This window comes from Subtercola sp. YIM 133946 (assembly GCF_036553535.1).
Taxonomy (GTDB): domain Bacteria; phylum Actinomycetota; class Actinomycetes; order Actinomycetales; family Microbacteriaceae; genus Subtercola.
In genome coordinates this window covers 20,558-41,736 of sequence record NZ_JAZHPE010000036.1, presented here as the reverse complement: position 1 = coordinate 41,736, position 21,179 = coordinate 20,558, and the positions used below count along the sequence as shown (strand labels likewise).

Below are 21,179 nucleotides of genomic sequence, written 5' to 3'. Positions count from 1 at the left end.
CGAAAGCCCCGACGCGCGTCGAGAGGCTGCTCGAGCTTCGGGCTTCACTGGGCCGCTCGCTGCATCTGCCGACGTGGGCGATCTGGTGGCCCGGCATCGTGCTCACAGCCGCAGCGTCGGGTGCCATCGTGTACGTGTCGCAGCCATCCATGTCGCCCGCCTCGCTGTGCCTGACGGGCACGTACGAAGACCCTGCGGCGTCAGCCGCGAGGCCTGTGGCGTCAGCCGCGAGACCCGCGGCGTCAGCCGCGAGACCCCCGGCGCCGGCACGAGATCTGCCACGCAGGGCGCGTGACACCGGGCGGGGCAGGGGTGGCTGGAAGAATGAGAACCATGTCGACACCGAACGCCCTGCGACCCCGCGGCCTCCGGCTCCTCGCCCGAAACGAATACGTCACGGCCGAAGCGATCTACGGCACCCTGCTGATCTGCGCCGTGCTCGCCGCCGCCGACGACGAGCCCGAGAGCGAGGTGCTCATCACCGGGGTCGCCGCGTCGTTCGTGTTCTGGTTCGCGCACGCCTTCGCGATCACGATCACCCGGCGCGGCGTGGTCGACGGCAGGCGGGTGGGGCTGCGTGGGGCGTCGCTCGACGCCGCGTACCACTCGGCCGGCTTTCTGACCGGCCCGATCATTCCGATTCTGATTCTGACGGCGGGCACGTTCGATGTCATCGACGGCACGGTCGCCTACTGGGCGGCGCTGTCGTCGGGGGTGGCAGTGCTGGTCGCCATGGGCATCGTCGCCGGCTGGGAGCTGGGGCTGCGCTGGTACCGCTGCGTGCTCGGCGGCATCGCCACCGGGCTCGTCGGCCTGGTCATCATCACACTGAAAGCGATCTTCGATTGAGCGCCGCCGAACCGGGCGCCCTCCGTACCGCCATCGCCGTGCTGTACATCGCCGCGATCACGGTCTTTCTGGTGGGGGTCGCGCTGCGCATCATCGGCGGTCTCGTCAACGTCGACGCTCTCGGCGTCACCGGAACGCTAATGAACGCTGGAGCCTGGCCGATCGCCGTGGTGGCGGCGATTCTCGACGTGCGTCAGCGTCGCCGGGCCGCGCTGTAGACCACCGCGTCGGCGGCCCGGAACGTGAACCACACCTCTGATCCGGGCGCGAGATCGAGGTCGGCCACCTCGGCCGGAGTGGTGTCGGCCGACAGCGCCGCACTGCGCACGCGCACCAGGTCGCCGCGCGGCTCGAGGTCGGTCACCCGCACCCGAAGGGCGTTGGCCCCTGCGGCTGGGGCCTCGGTCGAGACGCGCACGTCGGCCGGGCGCAGCGCCGCCGAGCATCCGTCGCCCACAGCGATCGGTTCGGGCGCCGTCATGGCCAGCTCGACGCCGTCGGCGGTGCGGATGCCCGTGCGAGTACGCACCCCGGTCAGCAGGTTGAGGCCGGCGATGCCGGCGGTGAAGGCGTCGCGCGGCCGCTCGAGAACGAGCCGGGTCGCACCGTCTTCGACAATGCGGCCCTTATCGATGACGATCACCCGGTCGGCGAGGGTGAACGCGTCGAGAATGTCGTGGGTGACGATGATCGCGGTGCGGTTCTCGAGCACTCGGCGCAGCGTGCGACGCAGCGCCGGTGCCACGGCGATGTCGAGCGCGGCCATGGGCTCGTCGAGCAGCAGCAACCGGGGCTCCGCGGCGAGCGCCCGGGCGACGGCGATGCGCTGCGCCTGGCCGCCCGAGAGCTGGGCCGGCTTGCGCTGCTCGAACTCGGTGGCGTCGACCTCGGCCAGCCAGCTGCGGGCCGAAGCGTAGGCGTCTTTCTTCTTCCCCCCCGCGCTGGTCGGGCCGAACGCGACGTTGTTCAGCACGCTCAGGTGCGGAAAGAGCAGAGCCTCCTGCGCAAGCAGCGAGACGCCGCGATCGTGCGGCGGCCGCCAGACCCGTCTGGCCCCGGGCCCGATGCGGAAGAGCGTCTTGCCGTGCAGTTCGGCCGAACCGCTGTCGGGTGCGAGCAGCCCAGAGATGAGAGTGAGCAGCGTCGACTTGCCGGCGCCGTTCGGCCCAAGCACCGCGACGGTCTCACCGTCGGCGACGCTGAAGGCGACGTCGAAGTCGCGCTTGGCCACGACGGCCTCGAAGCGGAGCGTCACGAGAGCATCCCGGGCCCCTGCCGCCGGCCGGCGCCCACCTGGTTGGCCAGGCCGACGACGAGGATCGCCACCGCGACGAGCACCAGCGACAGGGCCACGGCGGCGTCGGGATCGCTCTCGCGCTGCAGGTAGATCTCGAGCGGCAGCGTACGCGTGACGCCCTGCAGGCTGCCGGCGAAGGTGAGGGTGGCGCCGAACTCGCCGAGCGCCCGAGCGAACGACAGCACCGCCCCCGACAGCAGCGCCGGCAGCACGAGCGGCAGCGTGATGCGTCGCAACACCGTGGTCGGCCCCGCGCCGAGGGTGGCGCCGATCGCCTCGTAGCGGGTGCCGACCGTGCGCAGGGCGCCCTCGAGACTCAGCACGAGAAACGGCAGGGCGACGAACGTCTGGGCGAGAATCACCGCGGTGGTCGAGAAGGCGATCTGCAGGCCGAAGAAATTCATCGGCGCCTTCAGCAGGCCCTGCCGGCCGAATGTGTACAGCAGGGCGATGCCGCCCACGACCGGCGGCAGAACGAGCGGCAGCAGCACCAGCGACCGCACGATGCGCTGGCCGGGAAACGACGTGCGCGCCAGCACCAGGGCCATCGGTACGCCCAGGATGATGCACAGCAGCGTCGCGGTCGACGACGTTCGAAGGCTCAGCAGCAGCGCGTCGATCGACGACGGCGACGTGATCAGCGGGATGAACTGGGCCCAGTCGACCCGAACGACCATCGCCACCAGCGGCAGCACCACGAACAGTGCGCCGACGGCGGCGATGGCCAGTACCCAGCGGGGAACGCCGGCGTAGCCGAAGGAGGCTCTCATGGACTGCTGGACGCGGCTCGGACTCGGGTCACGGTGCGCCGAACCCGGCGGCCGTGAGGACGGCCTGCCCGTCGGTTCCGGTCACATAGTCGATGAACGCCTGCGCGAGGGCCGCGTTCTTCGAAGCCGAGAGGGCGCCGATGGGGTACGTGTTCACAGCTTTGCTCGACTCGGGGAAGGGAACGCCCGTGACCGTCGAGCCGGCGCCCTTCACGTCGGTGACGTAGACGAGGCCTGCGTCGGCCTCGCCCGAACTGACCTTGCCGAGCACGTCGGTGACCGACGACTCTTCGCTCACGGCGGGGATCGTGACGCCAGTGGCGGTCTCGACAGAGACCGTGGCCGATCCGCAGGGCACGGCGGCGGCGCAGATCACGGTCTTGATGGTCGGGTTCGCCAGGTCTTGGAACGACGTGACGCCGGCCGGGTTGCCGGGGGGCGTCGCGATCTCGAGAACGTTCGTCGCGAAGTTCACGGGGGTGCCGCTGACCAGGCCGGCGGTGGTCAGCTTGTCCATGTTCTTGGTGTCGGCCGACGCGAACACGTCGGCGGGGGCGCCACCCGTGATCTGGGTCACCAGGTCTGACGAGCCGGCGAAGCTGAACGTCACCGTGGTGCCCGGGTTGGCAGCCTGGAACTCGGTGCCCAGCTCGGTGAAGGTGGCCTTCAGCGAGGCGGCCGCGAACACTGTGATGGTGCCGGCCGGCGCGGTGTTCGCCGACGACGTCGCGGCGCTGGTAGACGCCGACGTGGTCGACGACGTCGAGCATGCCGCGGCGCCTGTGACGACGGCAGCGGCCACCACCATCGCGGCGAGGGTGCGTACGGAGTTCGTGCGGGCTGTGAAACGACTCATCGGTGTCAGACCTTCCCTGGTGGGGTTTCGACGATCACTGTCGTGGCCTTCACGACAGCTACTGCGACAGAACCTGGTTCGAGGCCGAGTTCTCTGACGGCCTCGCTCGACATCAGCGAGACGACCCGGTGTGGGCCGCACTGCAGCTCGACCTGGGCCATGACCTTGTCCATGATGATCTCGGTGACGAGCCCGACGAACCGGTTGCGGGCAGACCGCCCGATGTCAGACGGATCTGCCGGCAGGATGGCGTTCCTGCGGGCGAGTTGCGCCAGGTCGAGGCCGTCGACGGTCGATCGGCCCGACTCGTCTTTGCTGCTCTTCAGCACGCCGATGTCGATCCACCGGCGCACGGTGTCGTCGCTGACGCCCAGGTAGTGTGCGGCGTCTTTGATCCGAATCTGCGACATGGAAATCATTCTATTTCCGAATTCGCGGATGAGTTTCCTCCCGAGCCCGGCTACCGGGCGCGAAAAAGCCCACCGCCTTACGGGCGATGGGCTTTCGCGGTGCTGCGTGTCGCGCAGACTAGCTGGTGAGCTGCTCCTCGCGGTGCGGGAGCTTCCAGCCCGGGCGCACGTAGTGGCAGGTGTAACCGTAGGGGTCTTTCTCCAGGTAGTCCTGGTGCTCCTCCTCGGCCTCCCAGAACGCACCGGCCGGCTCGACCTCGGTCACGACCTTGCCCGGCCAGAGGCCGGAGGCATCCACATCGGCGATGGTGTCGAGCGCGACGCGCTTCTGCTCATCGGTGGTGTAGTAGATGGCCGAGCGGTAGCTGCGCCCGACATCGTTGCCCTGGCGGTTCTTGGTCGACGGGTCGTGAATCTGGAAGAAGAACTCCAGCAGGTCGCGGTACGAGATCAACGCGGGGTCGAACTCGATCTCGACGGCCTCGGCGTGGTCACCGTGGTTGCGGTAGGTGGCGTTGGGGGTGTCGCCACCCGAGTAGCCGACGCGTGACGAAAGCACCCCGGGGCGGCGACGCAGCAGTTGCTGCGCACCCCAGAAGCATCCGCCGGCGAGGATTGCGGTCTCAGTTGCCATGATCAGGCCTCCTTGGTGTCGAACAGGGTTCGGTAGTCACCGTACCCCTGGCTCTCGAGCTGGTCGAGAGGGATGAAACGCAGTGCTGCGGAGTTGATGCAGTACCGCAGGCCGCCGTCTTCGATGGGGCCGTCGTCGAACAGGTGGCCGAGGTGGCTGTCACCGTTCGCCGAGCGAACCTCGGTGCGCACCATTCCGTAGCTCTTGTCGTCACGCCGAACGACATTGGCCGCGTTGATGGGGCGGGTGAAGCTCGGCCAGCCCGAGCGGCTGTCGTACTTGTCGGTGGAGGCGAAGAGGGGCTCGCCCGAGACGATGTCGACGTAGATGCCGTCTTCGTGGTTGTCCCAGAACTCGCCGGTGAAGGCGGGCTCGGTCGCGCTCTGCTGGGTGACCGCGTACTGCTCTGGCGTGAGCTGTGAGATGGCGGTCGGGTCTTTGCGGTACTCAGTGGTAGTCATGAAGTCTCGCTCCTCGAATCGATGACCGCTGGCTGCGGCCTCAGTGAGTAGAACACTGCGCCGGCCGCGATCGTTCCCCGCTGGTGCCCCTGAAGCTGGGATGCAGCTGGGAGTTGTCGACGCGGACTCAGGGCTGCTCGAGGCGCAGTCGCAGCGCCTTCAGCGACTGTTGTGCCGCGCGCCGAACGTCTTTGTCGTAGTCGCGCAGCATGCGTTCGAGGGTCTCGACGCTCGACGCATCGCCGACCGCGGCGAGGGCCCTGGCAGCGGCCGACCGCACTCGTGCGTGCTCGTCGGTGGTGAGACGGGCCAGGTCTTTCGGAGTGCCGACCGCTCGCGCCGCGCACACCTTCGCGCTCATCTCGCGCACCCGCCATGACTGGTTGGTGAGCGCCTGCACCACCACCGGCGCAGCCGACTCGTGCCACACGTAGAGCAGCGCCCTCGCCCCCCACAGCTCGGGCCAGTACAGCGCGGGGGCACCGCCGAGGATACCGTCGGCGTGCGACCCGCCGACCACACGCAGAAACTCTTCGCCCTCGTAGCCCCCCTCGAGCAACGAGCAGGCCCGACGCACGGTCGCACCGACGCCCTCGCGCTGAGTATCGGCCTCGAGGCGCGCCTCGAGGGAATCGGTCGGAGAAACGTGGAGTGAGCTGTCGTCTGCCATGGCTGAGCCAAGGCTATCGGCTCACCGTCATCTGTACAGGAATCGGGGGGAATGACCCGCGGCGAAGGCCGTGGTGTCACGACTGGGGCAAAATGCTTGACGATGACGTCGTAGTGGTGTCATAGTGGTGTCATGAACCTCGACCGCTACGTTTCCGACCTTCGCCAGCAGCTCTCAGCCACGGCAGCGACCGGCAGCGACGCCACCCGTGCGCTCGCCGAACAGCTGAGTCTCTCGCTCGACGCCGCAACCCGGCTGGTGCTGCTCGACGCGCTGAGCGAGGCGGCCGGCGAGATCACCCGCGACATCGCACCTGGCTCGGTCGAGCTGCGCCTGCGGGGGCGAGACCCGGAATTCGCCGTCTCGGTCGCCCCGCAGGCCGCCTTCGTCGATCGCTCGGCCGAGGTGCCGGCCGCTGTGGAGCCCGATCCCGAGCCGAGAGACGACACCTCGACGTCGCGCACCACACTGCGCCTGCCCGACCAGCTCAAAGCCCGTGCCGAGGAGGCCGCCGTACGCGACGGCCTCTCGCTCAACACCTGGCTGGTGCGCGCCATCGCCGACTCGCTCGAACCCAGGGCCCGGCGCGGCGGCGCCCGCGAGGGCCGCACCAATAACTCCTTCACCGGCTGGGCGCGCTAGCCACCCGCACTCGAACCACCATCACCACGAAAGAAGAGAGACCATGCCCGTTTACGACACCCCCCGCCCCATCGACCTCGACATCACGGTCAGCGTCGGCGACATCGAGGTGACCGCCTCCGATCGCCTCGACACCGTCGTCGAGGTGACCCCCAGCCGCCCCAACCGGGCCGGTGACATCTCCCTGGCAAAAGAGTCGACCGTGCGCTTCGACGGCGGTCGTCTCACCGTCGTCGTGCCGAAACGGCTGAACCTGTTCGGCCCTGGCGACTCGGTCGACGTGCGTGTCGATGTTCCGACCGGCAGTACGGCGACCCTCGTGTCGAATTATGGGGGCATCCGTTCGCGTGGTGCGCTGGGCGACAGCGACATCACCGCCACCTACGGGCGGGTGCTGGCCGACCAGACCGGCGCACTGCGACTCAAGGCCCCGTACGGCGAGGTCGAGATCGGCGACGTGGCCGGTGACCTCGACCTCACCGCCGGGTATGTGCGGCTGCGCATCGCACGCATCGGCGGCAGCGCGAACATCCGGGGCTCGCACGGTGACATCGACCTGGGCGAGGTGGGCGGCGACCTCGACGTGCGCACTTCGGGAAGCATCACCGTCGAACGCAGCGGCGCCAACGCATCGGTGCGCACGGCCCACGGCGCGATCCGCATCCGTGAGGTGACGGGCGGCACGGTGCGGCTCGAGAACGGCTACGCCGGCATCGAAGTCGGCGTTCCCGCCGGCACCGCCGCCTGGATCGACGCCGCCTCGAAGCAGGGCGTCGTGCGCAACGAGCTCACCGCCGAGGCAGGCCCGGCCGGCGCCGAGCGAACCGTCGAGCTGCGCCTCCGCGCGAACTACGGCGACATTCTCATCAGCCGATCGCAGGCCGCACCGGGTGCGTCGCGCAGCACCGCCGCGTGACTCCCGGCCCCACCCCCAAGGAGACAGTCATGAATACCGCCATCTCGGCCCGCGACCTGCGCAAGAGCTTCGGCAACCAGACGGTGCTCGACGGCATCGATCTCGACGTGGCCGAGGGCAGCGTGTTCGCGCTGCTCGGCCCCAACGGCGCCGGCAAGACCACCGCCGTGCACATTCTCTCGACTCTGCTGCCGGCCGACTCGGGCACAGTGACCATCGGTGGGGTGGATGCCGAGGCCGACCCCGACGCAGTGCGGGCGCAGATCGGGCTGACCGGTCAGTTCGCCGCCGTCGATGGCCTGCTGACCGGCGAGGAGAACCTCATGCTGATGGCTCGGCTGCGGCACCTCGGCAGCCGTGCCGCCCGGCGTCGCGTGACCGACCTGCTCGAGCAGTTCGACCTGGCCGAGGCGGCACGAAAGCCCCTCGCCCTGTACTCCGGCGGAATGAGGCGGCGCCTCGACCTGGCGATGACGCTCGTCGGCGAGCCTCGCGTCATCTTCCTCGACGAACCGACGACCGGGCTCGACCCGCGGTCGCGGCAGACGATGTGGGGCATCGTACGCGAGCTCGTCTCGGGCGGCGTGACCATCCTGCTCACCACGCAGTACCTCGACGAGGCCGATGAGCTCGCCTCGACGATCGGGGTGCTCGACGGCGGCCGCATCGTGGCAACCGGCACTCCGGATGAGCTCAAGCGACAAGTTCCGGGCGGTCATGTGCTGCTCACCTTCACGACGGCCGAGGCGCTCGCCGCGGCATCCACTCTGCTGCAGGTGCCGGCCGACGCCGACCTCGACTTCTCGCTGCGCGTGCCGCTGTCGGCCGATGAGGTCGGAACCGTGCGACAGGTGCTCGCCCGTCTCGACGACAGCGGCGTCGCTCTCGAGCGGCTGTCGATTCACACCCCCGACCTCGACGACGTGTTCTTCGCCCTCACCGGTCAGCCGGCCACGGCGCAGGGCGAGCACACCTCCTCCGCCGCCTCATCAGCCTCTTTCACCGTCTAGGAGCACTCATGTCGACTATCACCACGACCGTCGCCGACTCGACGACGATGCTGCGCCGCAACCTGCTGCACATGGTGCGGTACCCCGGGCTGACCGGGTTCGTGATCGGTATCCCGGTCATCCTTCTGCTGCTGTTCGTCTACGTCTTCGGCGGCACGCTCGGCGCGGGCCTGCCGGGAGGCGGCCCAGGTGGCGCCGTGCAGAACTATCTCGCCTACGTGCTGCCGGGCATCCTGTTCATCGGCATCGCCGGAATCGCGAACGGCGCCTCGATCGGCGTCGCGATGGACATGACCGAGGGCATCGTGGCTCGCTTCCGCTCGATGGCAATCTCGCGCACGGCGGTGCTGACCGGGCACGTTCTGGGCAACACCATTCAGGGCGTGCTGGTGTCGGCGATTCTGGTGGGGGTCGGGTTGCTGATGGGGCTGCGCCCGACCGCAGGGCCACTCGAGTGGCTCGGCATCGCTGGTCTCGTCACGCTCGTCAGCTTCGCCGTGTCTTGGCTCGGTGTCGCCCTCGGCGTGACTGCGAAGTCGGTCGAGACGGCGAGCAACACTCCCATGATTCTGCTGCTGCTCGTCTTTCTCGGCAGCGGCTTCGTTCCGGCCGCCTCGATGCCGGGCTGGTTGCAGGGGTTCGCGCAGTATCAGCCGTTCACCACGTTCATCGAGACGGTGCGTGCCCTGATGTTCGGCGCCGACCCCGGTGCGACCGCGTGGCTGGCGCTGGGCTGGGCCGTGCTGCTCGGGGCGGTTGGCTACGTGTGGGCCCGCGCGCTCTATGTGAAGAAGTCGGTGCGCTGACCGGCGTCAGAAGTCGACGTTGTCGGGCGCCTCAGCGGCGACGGCCGAGCCGGTGGGCGGCTTCGGCCGTCGCTCGTGAACCGAGGCGCCCGACGCCAGATACACCTCGCGCGGCAGCCCGGCGTCTGACTGCTTGACCGACGAGATCCAGATCGACTCAGGATGCACGTCATCACCCGCGCGCACGTCTTCAGCTGTTCGCAGCTTCGCCACCCGGTGCGTCTGCGTCGAGAAGCCGAGCTTCACCACGACGTCAGAGACCGTGTAGGCGACCAGGATCGTCGTGGTGAGACCGCCGCCCGCACCGAACAGCGGCAGGGCGTAGATGATCGGGTAGACGACCCAGCCCGACAGCAGAATGATCGCGGCCCGCTTCAGCAGCCGGTGCGACTCGGGGGTGAGCGTCGGCAGCGACTGCCTGACGGCCCGGATGAGCACGACGTTCGCGATCACCCAGAACACGCAGCTGATCACGGCCCACAGAATGAACGCACCGGTGTTCGTGCCGTTGTCGATCACGATCGAGCCGAGAAAGCCGAAGAAGATCATCAGCGCCGACGACGTGACCGCGATCGCGCGGGCGCGCCTGGCCTGCACGCCGCTGATCGCACACACCGCGAGCAGCTCGACGGTGAGCAGCGGAACGCTCACCGTCCACTCCATGTACCGGGCGGCGAAGAGGTTGACGGTGCTGTCGTTCGGCACCCAGCCGGCGGCAGTCTGCTGGTAGCCGAACAGAAAGGTCACCACGATGAGCAGATAGGCCGCGAGCGCGACCCCGAGCATCCCGAGCCGGGCGGTGACGGCGCTGCGGTAGCGCGACCCGACCTCGCCACGGCTGGCGTGGGCGCGCAGAAGGCCGGCGAAGAACGCCAGCGCCGCGACGATCAGAACGTAGGAGACGAGCTGGTGCTCGCCGGTGGTCAGGGTGGCAGTCCACGGCGGGCTGATACTAGCGATGCGCACTGCGCTCCTTTGTGCCGGGCTCTGCGGTGAAGAACAGGCCGCTGCCACTGTTGGCCGAATCCATCAGAACGTCGATCCATTCGCGGTTGATCGCCGGCACCCGGCTGCCGTAGAACCGGTAGAACAGGGTGCTCGAGGGGTCGATCCAGATTGAGCTGCGCCCGCTGCCGACTTCGGCCGAGTCTGCCCACGAGAATACGAAACTCTCGCGCCGCCGAAGCTTCGCGGTGATCACGATCTGCAGGTGGGTGAGCGCACGGTCGTCGAAACTGACTTCGATGCTCGGACTGCCGTACATCAATACGCCCATGAGGGGCTCCTGCCGTCGGGCCAACCCTATCGGTCGGCGGCACCGCGAAACGGCTGTTCGCTCTCGGCGCTCACCGGCGGCCGGGCGACGGTGGCGGTCAGATCAGATTCCGACGTCGAGATCGTCGACCGTGGCGAGCAACTGGGCGGGCGCGGGGCCGAGCCCGGCCGCGTCGCGTCTCGCCGAGGGAGCGACCGAGCCCGAGGTGCCGCCGCGCGTGTCGCGGGGCGGGCGGGCGGTCAGGTGGTCAGTAGTCGGGCGGAGGGTAGCCGCCGACCACCCCGACAGACACCAGCCCCCCGTTCGGGGCCAGCAGCCCGAAGGCGCCGGGAAGTCCCTCGCCACCGACGACGTCGATCACGACGTCGAACTCGGGCGGGGCATCCGCCGCCCCCTGCTGCGATCCCGACCGATCGAGCACGTGGGTCGCCCCGAGCGCCCGCAGCCGTTCGCCCCGCCCGGGAGACGAGGTCGTCACGCCGACCGCCCTGGCGCCTCCGGCGAGCGCCAGCTGCACGGCCATGATGCCGATGCTGCCCGCGGCTCCCCTGACCAGGACAGAGTCGCCCGGGCCGAACCGGGCGTGGTCGAGCGCGAACTGCGCCACGGACCCCGCGCTGCCGAGGGTCACGGCGTCGATCATCGGCAGGGCATCGGGCAGCCGCGTCACGTCGTCGAGCGAGGACACCGCCCGCTAGGCGTAGCCCCCACCGACACCGGTGAAGGCCCACACCCGCTGCCCCAGCCACGACGCGGGCACGGCGTCGCCGACGGCGACCACCCGACCCGCCACCTCGCTGCCGGGAACGTGCCCGGGGGCAAACACCGAGGTGCCGAGCGTGCCGCGCCTGATGACCGCGTCGACCCCGCCGACGCCGATCGCCTCGACCGCCACGAGCAGCTCACCCGGCCCCACCTCGGGTTCGAGCTTCTCGACGACGACCATGCCACCGGGGTGCATGGGCTCCCGCCTTCCGTTGTCTGAAGTAGTACGCGGTCGTTCGCGATGTCCGCGGTCGCGATGTCTGCGGTGGTTCGCGAGCCCTTGCGGGGGTTCGCGATGTCCGCGGTTGTCCGCGAGCGCCCGCAGCGCCCACCTCCTGCGAGCGCCTGAGCCGGAACGGGCATCCGGTGGCCGAGGCGGCCGATTCTCTCGTTCCGCTCACAGCGGAGACCCCTATCGCTTTCAGGTATCGCTATATATCGTTGAGTATCGTTCGTCGTGAGACTCAGGAGGTCATCATGGGTGGTTCATTTCCCGCAGGCGGGTTCGGCATGGGCACGCACACCGACGGTGTATGGCAGGCGATGGAGCAGTTGCGCTCCACGTTCGAGAAGCGTGTCGGCACGCGCGTCGGCCGCGGCGAGGTGCGCGCGGCAGTGCTCGCCCTGCTCGCCGAGCAGCCGATGCACGGCTACCAGATCATCCACGAGATCGAGGAGCGCAGTGGTGGCAGCTGGAAGCCCAGCGCCGGCTCGGTCTACCCCACCCTGCAGCTGCTGGCCGACGAAGGCCTGATCAGCGCCGAAGAAGCGAACGGGCGCAAGATCTACGCGCTTACCGAGGCCGGCCGCGAAGAGGTCGCCGGCAGCGAGACATCGTCGCCCTTCGAATCGTCTGGCTCGAATGACAACGCGCGGTTCACCGCTCTGCCGAAGGCCGGCGTCGAGCTGGCCCAGGCGGCCGCGCAGGTGGGCCGCTCGGGTTCAGCCGAGCAGGTGCAGCAGGCCGTGACCGTGCTCGACGAGGCACGTCGGCGGCTCTACTCGATTCTCGCCCAGGACTGACGGGGGTGCCGTCAGCGCGCCGCGACGTCAGTGGTACGACGCCGGTAGCGGGCGACACCCGCGCCCGCTACCGACGCATCCTTCGTTTCGCCGGGTGGAACCTCGCGGTCACGTGGTGGTTCGAGCTGTTCCTGCCGCGCATCGGGCTCACGAAGATCGCCGAGCGCACCCGGTCGAGACGCATGCGCCGTTTCGCCCAGCGCTTCCACGTGCTCGCGGTCGACCTCGGTGGGCTGATGATCAAGGTCGGGCAGTTCATGTCGTCGCGGCTCGACGTACTGCCGCCCGAGATCACCACTGAACTCGAGGGCCTGCAAGACGAGGTGCCACCGGTGCCGTTCGGCGCCATCCGTGCCCTCGCCGAGGCAGAACTCGGTGTGCCACTGGGGCGCGCCTTCACCCGGGTCGACGAGACGCCGGTGGCGGCGGCATCCCTCGGCCAGGCCCACCGGGCCCGCCTGGCGCCGCTCGACGCAGCCGACACCGGTCTCGACGGCGTGGTGCTGAAGGTGCAGCGCCCGGGCATCGACGACATCATCGACGTCGACCTCGCCGCGCTGCGACGGGTGGGTGGGTGGCTCAGCCATGTGCGGCTGGTCTCCGACCGGGTCGACATGCCGGCGCTCGTCGAGGAGTTCGCGCTGACAAGCCTCGAAGAGATCGACTACCTGCACGAGGCCCAGAGTTCGGTGCGGTTCGCCGACGACTTCGAAGGCGACGACCGCGTCAGCGTGCCCGCCGTGGTGTGGGAGCGCACCACCCGCCGCGTGCTCACGCTCGAAGACGTGACGGCCATCAAGATCACCGACACCGACGCCCTCGTCGCCGCGGGCATCGACCCGGTCGAGGTCGCTCCGGTCTTCGCTGCGGTCATGTTCGACCAGCTCTTCACCAACGGGTTCTTCCACGCCGACCCGCACCCGGGTAACATCTTCGTGACGCCGGTGGCGGCCGCGCCCGGCGAGCGGTCGTGGAAGCTGACGTTCATCGACTTCGGCATGATGGGCGAGGTGCCTGCCAACACCCGCAGCGGCCTGCGCAAGCTGCTGATCGCGGCCGCCTCCCGCGACGGCAAGGGGCTGGTGGATGCCATCCGTGACGTCGGCGTGCTGCTGCCGTCAGCCGAGACGAGCGAGCTCGAACGCGCGATGACGCAGCTCTTCGCCCGATTCGGCGGCATGGGGTTCGCTGAGCTGCGCGAGGTGGATCCGCGTGAGTTCCGCGAGTTCGGCCAGCAGTTCAGCGACGTGGTCAGGTCGTTGCCGTTCCAGTTGCCCGAGAACTTTCTGCTGATCATCCGGGCCATGTCGCTCACCTCGGGCGTGTGCAGCGCCCTCGACCCGGCCTTCAACCTGTGGGATTCGGTAGAGCCCTACGCGCAGCAGCTCATTCGCGATGAGCGCGGAAACGTGGTGCAAGACGTCGCGCGCCAGGCGCTCGAGACCGCCGGCATCGCCGTTCGGCTGCCGAAGCGCCTCGACACGCTCGTCACCCGCCTCGAAGACGGGCAGCTGGCCGTGTCGAGCCCTGCGCTCGAGCGGCGGGTCGCCCGCCTGGAGCGCTTGGCGCGACGCATCGTCTCGGCGCTGCTGTTCGGGGCACTGCTCATCGCGGGAGCTGTGCTGCACGCGAGCGATGCCGTGTTCGGCACCGTGCTCATGATCGCCTCGGTGCTGCCGCTGCTGCACGCGCTGTTCGCGGGGCGCCGGGGGCGCTGACCGCCCGTCTCAGACGGTGGGGTGGGGCGCCCGAAAGTAGGCGTTCGAGTTCGGCACGAACATCAGGATGATCGCCACGATCGCGATCACCGAGTGGGCGATGGCGGTTCCCGGGTTCGCATTGAACTCGGTCAGCACGCCGAAGATGCCGAGCACCCCGAGCACGGTGAGGGTGTTTCTGGCCCACGACCGGCCGCGCAGAACGTACACCGCGGCGATCAGGCTGAACACACCGACGAGCATGATCAGCACGCCGATGACGATGAGCGCCGCGACGGCTCCGGCGGCTTCGCTGTTCTCGACGCCCACGATGAGCGGAATCGACGCGCTCACCAGCACCACGAAGAATCCCCCGATGATCGTCAGGATTCCGGATGCCAGGCTCAGGCCGAACGACACCTTGATCTCGAGCGGCGCCGCCACCAGCGCCGGTTCGTTCGTGAACTCCGCGCCAGAGAAATCTGTCTCGGCCATGGTGCTGCTCCCCCGTTGTTCGTGCTGTAGCTCACCCTAGCGCGACGGCCGGCGCCGACAGGCGTCGTCGCCGGAGTTTCGCTCATCGTTCACTGCGGCGATCCGGGGCGTCGTGCGTCGCTCAGCGCGCGTCGCTCAGCGCGACCATCCGGAGTGTGGCGGCTGCTGCGTCATCGTTCGTCATGCGGTCGACGGTGGCACCCCCGTACCGCCCGTACTTCGTGGTGTAGGCGGCATCGATGCCCGCGCGCATCCGTTCGTCGCCGACGCCCACGTCGTCGACCCTGACCTCACGTTCGAGGCCGGGCACCCGGATGCGCGCACGCTGCGACGAGACAGCGCGCCCGAACCAGCCGGTGTCGCGGCGGTGCCAGGTGCGCAGGTAGACGTCGCCGTCGACGCGCACCACCCAGATCGGCACCCACATTCGCCTGCCGTCGGGTCGTTGCGGGGCGATCTCGAGCTCGTCGGCGCGGTCGATGAGCTCGAGCTCGCCGGGGCTCCAGGCGTCAGGCATGGTCGGCCTCCGCCGCGCCGCTCCTCCGCCTGCTGCCAGCAGCACCGACGCCGGCAACGACAGGCTACCTATGCATGGCGCAGCGCCACACCGCGGTCGAGCGCCCCCGGCGGAGTGCTGACCTCTGACCACACCAAGTCGAGCGAGAGCCCCAGAACCCCGGCCACTGCGGCGATCGTCGAGAAAGCCGGCGTCGCCACCCGACCCGTCTCGATCTTGCGCAGGGTCTCGGGCGAGAGCCCCGCGGCGAGTGCGGTGTCGATCAGCGGCCGGTCGCCCCTGGCGCGGCGAAGCAGTGTGCCGAGTCGCCTGCCGCGCTCGATGTCGGCGGGCGTGAGCGGCAGTCTGACCATGCCGTCAATAGTAGTGCCGGGATAGTCTGACCGGTATAGATTGACCGGTATAGTTATCGGTCATGACCGGAGCACGCGAATGATCGAGATTCTGACCACCGCCGAACTGGGCCGTGCCCGAACGACGGGCGCGCTCGTCGGCGGCATCCTGCAGACCCTCCGCGAACGCGTCACCGTCGGAACGAACCTGCTCGACATCGACCGCTGGGCCAGCGAGCTCATCATCGAGGCCGGAGCGACTTCGTGCTACGTCGACTACGCTCCGTCGTTCGGCCGGGGTGCGTTCGGCCACTACATCTGCACATCGGTCAACGACGCCGTTCTGCACGGCCTCCCCCACGACTACGTGCTCGCCGACGGCGACCTGCTCACCCTCGACCTGGCCGTCTCGCTCGGGGGAATCGCCGCCGACTCGGCCATCAGCTTCGTCGTCGGAACCTCGGCCCAGCCCGAGAGCACGGCCCTGATCGTGGCGACCGAACGAGCGCTGTCTGCCGGAATCGCCGCCGCCCACCCCGGCGCGCGGCTCGGCGACATCTCGTACGCCATCGGCGCCGTGCTCAGCGAAGCCGGCTACCCCATCAACGACGAGTTCGGCGGCCACGGCATCGGCTCGACCATGCACCAAGACCCGCACGTGCCCAACATCGGTCGGCGCGCACGTGGCTACACCCTGCGCTCCGGCCTGCTGCTCGCCCTCGAGCCGTGGGTGATGGCCGACACCGCCACCCTCGTCACCGACGCCGACGGCTGGACCCTCAAGAGCGCCACCGGCGCCCGCACGGCCCACAGCGAGCACACGATCGCGATCACCCCGGCGGGCGCCGAGATACTCACCCTGCCGGCAGCCTGAGCCCGCGAGCACCCGCGCTCAGTGCGCCGGCCGTCACGTGCCGGGCACCTCGTCACGTGAGGCGGTCGGCTCCGGCGGCCCGTCGAGCAGGTGGGCGTCGTCGGGCAGATGGGCGTAGTCGGGCAGCTGGGCGTAGTCGGGCAGGTGGGCGTAGTCGGGCAGGTCGATCTTGTCGGCCGGCGGCGAGAAGAGGCGCCCGCCGAGCCGGCCGATGAGCGGCGTGGATGCGGCTCGCAGCGCCACGTGCAGTGCCGCCAGCCCGGCCCGCGTTCTCGGGTTGGCGATCTGGGGCACGCCCGGCGGCAGCTGCTGGGCCTGCTCGACGAACGGCCGCATGATGCGCTCGTACCCGGCGAAGGCGTCGCGATGGTGCACGTGCGCGGCGAGTTCGCCGGCGAGCACGTAGGCGCCCACGATCGAGAGACTGGTTCCCATGCCGCTCACGGGCGACGCGCACCACGCGGCATCCCCCGTCAGTGCGATGCGGCCCTCTGACCACCGCGTCGCCTTCACCTACCCCAGCGTCTCGAAGTAGAGGTCGTTCGCGCCGTCGAGGGCGTCGAGGATGCGCGGTGCCTGCCACCCCACGTCACGAAACCGGTCGACGAGCCGCGCCTTCAGGTCGTCGGCCGAGGGGCGTTCGCCCCGGGCATCCGTCTGCCGCTTCCGGCCGTAGCTGACCGATGAGAGCACAGCGCGCGTGGTGCCGTGCCGGTCGGGGCGCAGTGTGACGGCGAGCCCGCCGGGTTCGTTGTACCAGTTCCACCAGGGGGTGTCACTCGCGCTACGTGGAACGGTCAGGTACGCCATCTCCATCCCGAGTGGCCGAATGGATGCCTCGTCGCCGAACACGAGGTCACGAGTGGTCGAGCGCATGCCGTCGGCGACGATGACGAGGTCGAACGCGCGGGTGCCGCCGCTCTCGAACGTCACGTCGACGTGGCCCAGGCCGTCGTCGCCCGTGTCATCGAGGCCCTTGATGTGGTCGCCGAAGATGTACTCGGTTTCAGCCCGCCCCGCATCGATGAGGATCTTCGCGAGGTCGCCGCGCAGAATCTCGAGTTCGGCCGTGGCTCCGCCCGTCTCCGATGCCCGCACCGGAAACTCGGCGACGATCGACCCTCCGCGGCCCAGGAACCGCGCGCCCACCTCGCCCGTGTTGGCCGCCCGCACGGCGTCTTCGAGCCCCGCCCGGCGCAGCACCTCCCGGGCAGCTCCACGAACGTCGATGTTCTGCCCGCCCTCCCTGAAGGCCGGCGCGCGCTCGACGACTGTGCACTCCCACCCATACCGGCCGAGCCAGTACGCCAGGGCGGGCCCGGCGATGCTCGCCCCCGAGATCAGAACGGTCGGTCGGCGGGTCATGGGCACCCTCTCACTCGGCAACAGCATCCCCAGAAGCTTCGCAGACCCGCGCGGCATCTCCCCGGGGTTGCACGATCAGCGCATCGGTGCTGTGCAGCCTCCTCACGCTGTGACGGAGGTCTGACGATCGCATCAGGGCGGGCTGCGTCAGACGCTGCACGGGCAGCGTCACCCCCATCCGCACTGCGTTCGGCCGCTCGGGCGGGCAGTCGGTCAGGGTGGCGAGCGCCGGCCGCGCAGTTCAGGCGAGACGCGGGCGGTAGACGTTGCCGAGCACACCGCCGCTGAAGGCGGTGGAGCTCACCAGCTCGAGGTCGAGCTCGTCGGTGAGCCCACTGAACAGCTGCTCGCCCGAGCCGAGGGCCACCGGAAGCACGACGAGCCGGTACTCGTCGACCAGGCCGGCCTGCACGAGGCTGCGGGCGAAACCGACACCGCCCTGGGCCAGGATGTAGTCGCCCGGCTCCTCCTTCAGACGCCCGACCTCGTCGGCGAGGTCGCCGTTCGCCACCCGCGACTCGCCCCAGCCCGAGCCGTTCGACGTCGGCTCGGCCCCGTCACCCCGAGCACGGCCGTCGCCTGACGCGGCATCCTCGGCCGACGCTGCGCTGTCACCGTCACTGTCACTGTCACTGTCACTGTCACTGTCACCCGCAGCCGCAGCCGGGGTGAACGATGCCTGCCGCGTGAACACCACCTTGGGTATCTCGTTGATCGGCTTCGCCATGGGGCTCGGAGAGGTGGGCCAGAACCCCGCCCACGCCTCGAACAGCCGCCGCCCGATAGCGTGCGTGCCCGCGCCCGAGAGGGTCTCGAGCACCCACGCAGCAGAGTCGGGCGTGCTCGCACGGAGGTTCCAGTCGGAGTCGGCCCGCGGGGCCGCCACGAACCCATCGAGCGACATCGACATCTTCAGCACGAGCTCTCTCATCGCCAACAGCCTCTCTGCCTCTTCACCCGGGCCCTGCGTGGTCACCCGCGCAGCACGTCGCCAAGGCACTGCCAACATGCTAAATGCACCCGATCGCGTTGTGAACCGCGCGCCCCGCGATCTGGCACCATAGGCGCATGGCGACAATGAGCAGAACGCACGTGGCAGTTGTCGCCGCGTTGATCATCGTGGCGATCGCCGTCTCGGCAGGAGTGGCGTACCTGCTCAGCGGCCATCTTCTCAAACCGAACGCGGCCACGGGCCCGTCGTCGAGCTCGCTCGCAGCGCCCGCACCATCCGCCGCAGCCGGCTCGGGCCCGGGCACTGCCACCCCGACCACAGCCGCACTGCCGCCATCCGTCTCGCCGCCCTTGCCCGCAGTCGATGCGGCCGACCCGGGCACATGGATGATCGGATTCGACGGCGTCGGACCAGCGAAGCTCGGGTCGGCCCTCGGCGAGCAACCCGGCGAGCTGCAGGGCATCGAGCAGACGGGCGGCTACGGCGAAGCGTTCCCCTACTTCGGTGCGACCGACGGCAGTGGCGGCTGGATCGTCTTCGGCATCGTCGACGATGAGGTGGATACGATCCAGGTCGCCAACGAGGCGGCACTGCCCATCGAGAACCGCAGCGTGAAGACCCTGCCCGCCGAGCGTTGCCCGGCCTGAGCCGCCGTCGTTTATCCCGTCGCCATGACGACGGCCACGATCACGCCCCGGAAACACATCGGACTTCTTTGCGAACCGTGTCGATTCTGCCTCGCGCCGTTCGACCTTGGGGTGAGAAGGTCGGAAGGCGACCTTCCGACACATCAGAGAGAGCGGAAAGACCATGCCGAAGTACATGCTGATCATGCGAGCGACCGACGAATCGCTCGCAGTGATGATGAACACCGACTTCACCGAGATGCTCGACACGATCGGGCGTTTCAATGACGAGCTGATCAGGGCCGGCGTGCTGCTGGCCGCCGAGGGCCTCGATGACGCCAACCAGGGCGTCGTCGTCGACTTCTCCGGCGAGACGCCCGTCGTCACCGACGGGCCCTACGGCGAGACGAAGGAGCTGTTCAACGGCTTCTACCTGCTCGACGTTGCCTCGATGCAGGAGGCGGTCGAGTGGGCGAAACGCGCCCCGATGATGGCGGGCAGCAAGACCGAGATCCGGCGGGTGCCGACGATCGACGAGTTTCCGCAAGACAACCCGTGGGTGCAGAAGGAGCGCGCCTGGCGTGAGCAGACCGGTCAGCTCTGAGGCCCGAGCCGCGGTCGAGGCGGTGTGGCGCATGGAGTCCGCCCGCATCGTCGGAGCTCTGGCGCGCTACACCGGCGATGTCGAGCTGGCTGAAGACGTGGCGCAGGAGGCGGTCGCCGAGGCGCTCGTCTCCTGGGCGATCGACGGGGTACCGGCCGAGCCCACCGGGTGGCTGCTCACGACCGGGCGGAGGCGCGCCATCGACGCGTTCCGCCGGCGAGGGGCGCGGGATGACCGGTATGCCCTGCTCGCGCGCGACCTCGATGACGCCGCGCCCGGCCCCGACGCCCTCTTCGACCCCGACGCGATCGACGACGACGTTCTGGCCCTGATGTTCGTCTCGTGTCATCCGTTGCTCGCCCGCGAAGCGCAGATCGCCCTCACGCTGCGGCTGGTCGGCGGCCTCACCACCGACGAGATCGCTAGGGCGTTCCTCGTACCCGTGCCGACCATCCAGGCCCGCATCACGCGCGCGAAGAAGACGCTGTCGGCCGCCCGCGTTCCGTTCGCCGTACCCGAGCCCGCCGAACGCGCGGCGCGACTGGGTTCGGTGCTGCACGTGGTCTACGTCATCTTCACCGAGGGGTCGTCGGCGTCAGCCGGTGACGAATGGATGCGCGCCGACCTGGCCGCCGAGGCCCGCCGGCTCGCTCGGGGGCTGGTCGCCCTGGCCCCCGAGCCCGAGGTCTTCGGCCTGCTCGCCCTGCTCGAACTCACCGCAGCGCGGTTTCCGGCGCGCATCGACGGCGACGGACGCGCCATTCTGCTCGAAGACCAAGACCGCCGACTCTGGGATCAGGCCGCCATCCGCCGCGGCCACGCCGCCCTGGGCCACGCCGTCGCTGCTGGGCGCGGCCTCGGTTCGTACGGCCTGCAGGCGTCGATCGCCGAGTGTCACGCGACGGCAGCGTCGGTCGGCGAGACCGACTGGGCGCGTATCGTCGTGCTCTACGAAGCCCTCGGCCGGTTGTCGCCCTCCCCCATCGTCGAACTGAACCGGGCCGTCGCGGTCGCCATGGCGACGGGGCCGACGGATGCTCTGGCCCTCGTCGACGCGATGACCGCCCGTGGCGACCTTCGCGGTTCGCATCTGCTGCCGACCGTTCGCGGCGAACTGCTTGCTCGACTCGGCCGCACCACCGAGGCGCGTGCCGAATGGAGACGCGCGCTCGAGCTGTGCGGCAACGCGGTCGAGCGCGCGGTGCTGATCGATAAGCTGGGCGCATTCGGCCGCGAGTAGCCGCTCGGCCGGTGCACACGGGCGCCGGGCATCCGCTCAGACCCCGCATGCCGGCGTCGAGCATCCGCACACCAGCGCCGTAGCCGCTCAAG

Annotated in this window: 27 protein-coding genes and 1 pseudogene; 12 read left to right on the top strand and 16 right to left on the bottom strand. The window is 69.4% G+C overall.

All coding sequences use genetic code 11. The features are described from left to right. Window positions 1-333: 333 nt before the first annotated feature. Complete coding sequence (locus V3W46_RS12545) at window positions 334-849, top strand: hypothetical protein (RefSeq protein WP_331783457.1); 516 nt, start codon at window positions 334-336, stop codon at window positions 847-849. Next, complete coding sequence (locus V3W46_RS12540; protein ID WP_331783456.1) at window positions 846-1,067, top strand: hypothetical protein; 222 nt, start codon at window positions 846-848, stop codon at window positions 1,065-1,067. The genes V3W46_RS12545 and V3W46_RS12540 overlap by 4 nt, the downstream gene beginning before the upstream one ends. Here V3W46_RS12540 and V3W46_RS12535 read toward each other — a convergent pair. The 7 genes from V3W46_RS12535 to V3W46_RS12505 all read right to left on the bottom strand — a co-directional run bounded on the left by V3W46_RS12535 (window position 1,043) and on the right by V3W46_RS12505 (window position 5,947). Further along, a complete protein-coding gene (locus tag V3W46_RS12535) occupies window positions 1,043-2,104 on the bottom strand; it encodes a sulfate/molybdate ABC transporter ATP-binding protein (RefSeq protein ID WP_331783455.1) in 1,062 nt (353 codons plus the stop codon). The two genes, V3W46_RS12540 and V3W46_RS12535, sit on opposite strands and share 25 nt — an antisense overlap. Beyond that, window positions 2,101-2,916: an ABC transporter permease gene (locus tag V3W46_RS12530; RefSeq protein WP_331783454.1), complete on the bottom strand. Its 816-nt coding sequence runs from the start codon at window positions 2,914-2,916 to the stop codon at window positions 2,101-2,103. The genes V3W46_RS12535 and V3W46_RS12530 overlap by 4 nt, the downstream gene beginning before the upstream one ends. A 28-nt stretch (window positions 2,917-2,944) precedes the next feature. Further along, window positions 2,945-3,772: a molybdate ABC transporter substrate-binding protein gene (gene modA, locus V3W46_RS12525; RefSeq protein ID WP_331783453.1), complete on the bottom strand. Its 828-nt coding sequence runs from the start codon at window positions 3,770-3,772 to the stop codon at window positions 2,945-2,947. A 5-nt stretch (window positions 3,773-3,777) separates the two neighbouring features. Then, on the bottom strand, window positions 3,778-4,182 hold the full coding sequence (locus V3W46_RS12520) for a TOBE domain-containing protein (RefSeq protein ID WP_331783452.1): 405 nt from the start codon (window positions 4,180-4,182) through the stop codon (window positions 3,778-3,780). A gap of 118 nt (window positions 4,183-4,300) precedes the next feature. Beyond that, the gene (msrA, locus tag V3W46_RS12515) at window positions 4,301-4,816 is read right to left on the bottom strand and encodes a peptide-methionine (S)-S-oxide reductase MsrA (protein WP_331783451.1); all 516 of its coding nucleotides are present in this window, start codon (window positions 4,814-4,816) and stop codon (window positions 4,301-4,303) included. A 2-nt stretch (window positions 4,817-4,818) separates the two neighbouring features. Next, the gene (gene msrB, locus V3W46_RS12510; RefSeq protein ID WP_331783450.1) at window positions 4,819-5,277 is read right to left on the bottom strand and encodes a peptide-methionine (R)-S-oxide reductase MsrB; all 459 of its coding nucleotides are present in this window, start codon (window positions 5,275-5,277) and stop codon (window positions 4,819-4,821) included. Between the two features lie 127 nt (window positions 5,278-5,404). Further along, window positions 5,405-5,947, bottom strand: coding sequence for a HEAT repeat domain-containing protein (locus V3W46_RS12505; protein ID WP_331783449.1), 543 nt, complete (start codon window positions 5,945-5,947; stop codon window positions 5,405-5,407). 132 nt (window positions 5,948-6,079) lie between these two features. Between V3W46_RS12505 and V3W46_RS12500 the strand changes: the two genes are divergently transcribed. From V3W46_RS12500 to V3W46_RS12485, 4 genes are read left to right on the top strand one after another with little or no spacing between them, the layout of a single operon-like run. Continuing rightward, a complete protein-coding gene (locus V3W46_RS12500) occupies window positions 6,080-6,589 on the top strand; it encodes a toxin-antitoxin system HicB family antitoxin (RefSeq protein WP_331783448.1) in 510 nt (169 codons plus the stop codon). A 43-nt stretch (window positions 6,590-6,632) separates the two neighbouring features. Continuing rightward, entirely contained in the window at window positions 6,633-7,505 is an 873-nt protein-coding gene (locus tag V3W46_RS12495; RefSeq protein ID WP_331783447.1) for a DUF4097 family beta strand repeat-containing protein, read from the top strand. A 29-nt stretch (window positions 7,506-7,534) separates the two neighbouring features. Beyond that, the gene (locus V3W46_RS12490; protein WP_331783446.1) at window positions 7,535-8,515 is read left to right on the top strand and encodes an ATP-binding cassette domain-containing protein; all 981 of its coding nucleotides are present in this window, start codon (window positions 7,535-7,537) and stop codon (window positions 8,513-8,515) included. An 8-nt stretch (window positions 8,516-8,523) separates the two neighbouring features. Further along, a complete protein-coding gene (locus tag V3W46_RS12485) occupies window positions 8,524-9,321 on the top strand; it encodes an ABC transporter permease (RefSeq protein WP_331783445.1) in 798 nt (265 codons plus the stop codon). Between the two features lie 6 nt (window positions 9,322-9,327). Here the strand turns inward: V3W46_RS12485 and V3W46_RS12480 are convergent, their stop codons facing one another. The 4 genes from V3W46_RS12480 to V3W46_RS12465 form a co-directional block, all read right to left on the bottom strand. Then, on the bottom strand, window positions 9,328-10,287 hold the full coding sequence (locus V3W46_RS12480) for a bacteriorhodopsin (RefSeq protein ID WP_331783444.1): 960 nt from the start codon (window positions 10,285-10,287) through the stop codon (window positions 9,328-9,330). Continuing rightward, window positions 10,274-10,597 (bottom strand): DUF7882 family protein, encoded by a 324-nt coding sequence (locus V3W46_RS12475; protein ID WP_331783443.1) that lies wholly within the window; start codon window positions 10,595-10,597, stop codon window positions 10,274-10,276. The genes V3W46_RS12480 and V3W46_RS12475 overlap by 14 nt, the downstream gene beginning before the upstream one ends. A gap of 247 nt (window positions 10,598-10,844) precedes the next feature. Beyond that, a complete protein-coding gene (locus tag V3W46_RS12470) occupies window positions 10,845-11,285 on the bottom strand; it encodes a zinc-binding dehydrogenase (protein ID WP_331783442.1) in 441 nt (146 codons plus the stop codon). A 6-nt stretch (window positions 11,286-11,291) separates the two neighbouring features. Next, the gene (locus tag V3W46_RS12465) at window positions 11,292-11,558 is read right to left on the bottom strand and encodes an alcohol dehydrogenase catalytic domain-containing protein (RefSeq protein ID WP_331783441.1); all 267 of its coding nucleotides are present in this window, start codon (window positions 11,556-11,558) and stop codon (window positions 11,292-11,294) included. Between the two features lie 281 nt (window positions 11,559-11,839). Here V3W46_RS12465 and V3W46_RS12460 point away from each other — a divergent pair, with 281 nt between their 5' ends. After that, the gene (locus V3W46_RS12460) at window positions 11,840-12,385 is read left to right on the top strand and encodes a PadR family transcriptional regulator (RefSeq protein WP_331783440.1); all 546 of its coding nucleotides are present in this window, start codon (window positions 11,840-11,842) and stop codon (window positions 12,383-12,385) included. A gap of 5 nt (window positions 12,386-12,390) precedes the next feature. Beyond that, on the top strand, window positions 12,391-14,103 hold the full coding sequence (locus V3W46_RS12455) for an ABC1 kinase family protein (protein ID WP_331783439.1): 1,713 nt from the start codon (window positions 12,391-12,393) through the stop codon (window positions 14,101-14,103). A 9-nt stretch (window positions 14,104-14,112) separates the two neighbouring features. Here the strand turns inward: V3W46_RS12455 and V3W46_RS12450 are convergent, their stop codons facing one another. The 3 genes from V3W46_RS12450 to V3W46_RS12440 form a co-directional block, all read right to left on the bottom strand. Beyond that, a complete protein-coding gene (locus tag V3W46_RS12450) occupies window positions 14,113-14,577 on the bottom strand; it encodes a hypothetical protein (RefSeq protein ID WP_331783438.1) in 465 nt (154 codons plus the stop codon). A 121-nt stretch (window positions 14,578-14,698) separates the two neighbouring features. Continuing rightward, window positions 14,699-15,094 (bottom strand): DUF2255 family protein, encoded by a 396-nt coding sequence (locus V3W46_RS12445; RefSeq protein ID WP_331783437.1) that lies wholly within the window; start codon window positions 15,092-15,094, stop codon window positions 14,699-14,701. A 68-nt stretch (window positions 15,095-15,162) separates the two neighbouring features. Then, a complete protein-coding gene (locus V3W46_RS12440) occupies window positions 15,163-15,447 on the bottom strand; it encodes a helix-turn-helix domain-containing protein (protein ID WP_331783436.1) in 285 nt (94 codons plus the stop codon). A 79-nt stretch (window positions 15,448-15,526) separates the two neighbouring features. Between V3W46_RS12440 and map the strand changes: the two genes are divergently transcribed. Further along, the gene (gene map, locus V3W46_RS12435; RefSeq protein ID WP_331783435.1) at window positions 15,527-16,300 is read left to right on the top strand and encodes a type I methionyl aminopeptidase; all 774 of its coding nucleotides are present in this window, start codon (window positions 15,527-15,529) and stop codon (window positions 16,298-16,300) included. Between the two features lie 33 nt (window positions 16,301-16,333). Here the strand turns inward: map and V3W46_RS12430 are convergent. Next, window positions 16,334-17,665, bottom strand: a pseudogene (locus V3W46_RS12430) (FAD-dependent monooxygenase). Window positions 17,666-17,906: 241 nt separating this feature from the next. Beyond that, entirely contained in the window at window positions 17,907-18,596 is a 690-nt protein-coding gene (locus tag V3W46_RS12425; protein ID WP_331783434.1) for a dihydrofolate reductase family protein, read from the bottom strand. Window positions 18,597-18,742: 146 nt separating this feature from the next. Here V3W46_RS12425 and V3W46_RS12420 point away from each other — a divergent pair, with 146 nt between their 5' ends. From V3W46_RS12420 to V3W46_RS12410, 3 genes are all read left to right on the top strand, one after another. Then, window positions 18,743-19,264 (top strand): hypothetical protein, encoded by a 522-nt coding sequence (locus tag V3W46_RS12420; RefSeq protein ID WP_331783433.1) that lies wholly within the window; start codon window positions 18,743-18,745, stop codon window positions 19,262-19,264. Between the two features lie 163 nt (window positions 19,265-19,427). Further along, on the top strand, window positions 19,428-19,847 hold the full coding sequence (locus V3W46_RS12415; RefSeq protein ID WP_331783432.1) for a YciI family protein: 420 nt from the start codon (window positions 19,428-19,430) through the stop codon (window positions 19,845-19,847). A 31-nt stretch (window positions 19,848-19,878) separates the two neighbouring features. Further along, window positions 19,879-21,087, top strand: coding sequence for an RNA polymerase sigma factor (locus tag V3W46_RS12410; protein WP_331783469.1), 1,209 nt, complete (start codon window positions 19,879-19,881; stop codon window positions 21,085-21,087). The last annotated feature ends 92 nt before the right edge of the window (window positions 21,088-21,179 follow it).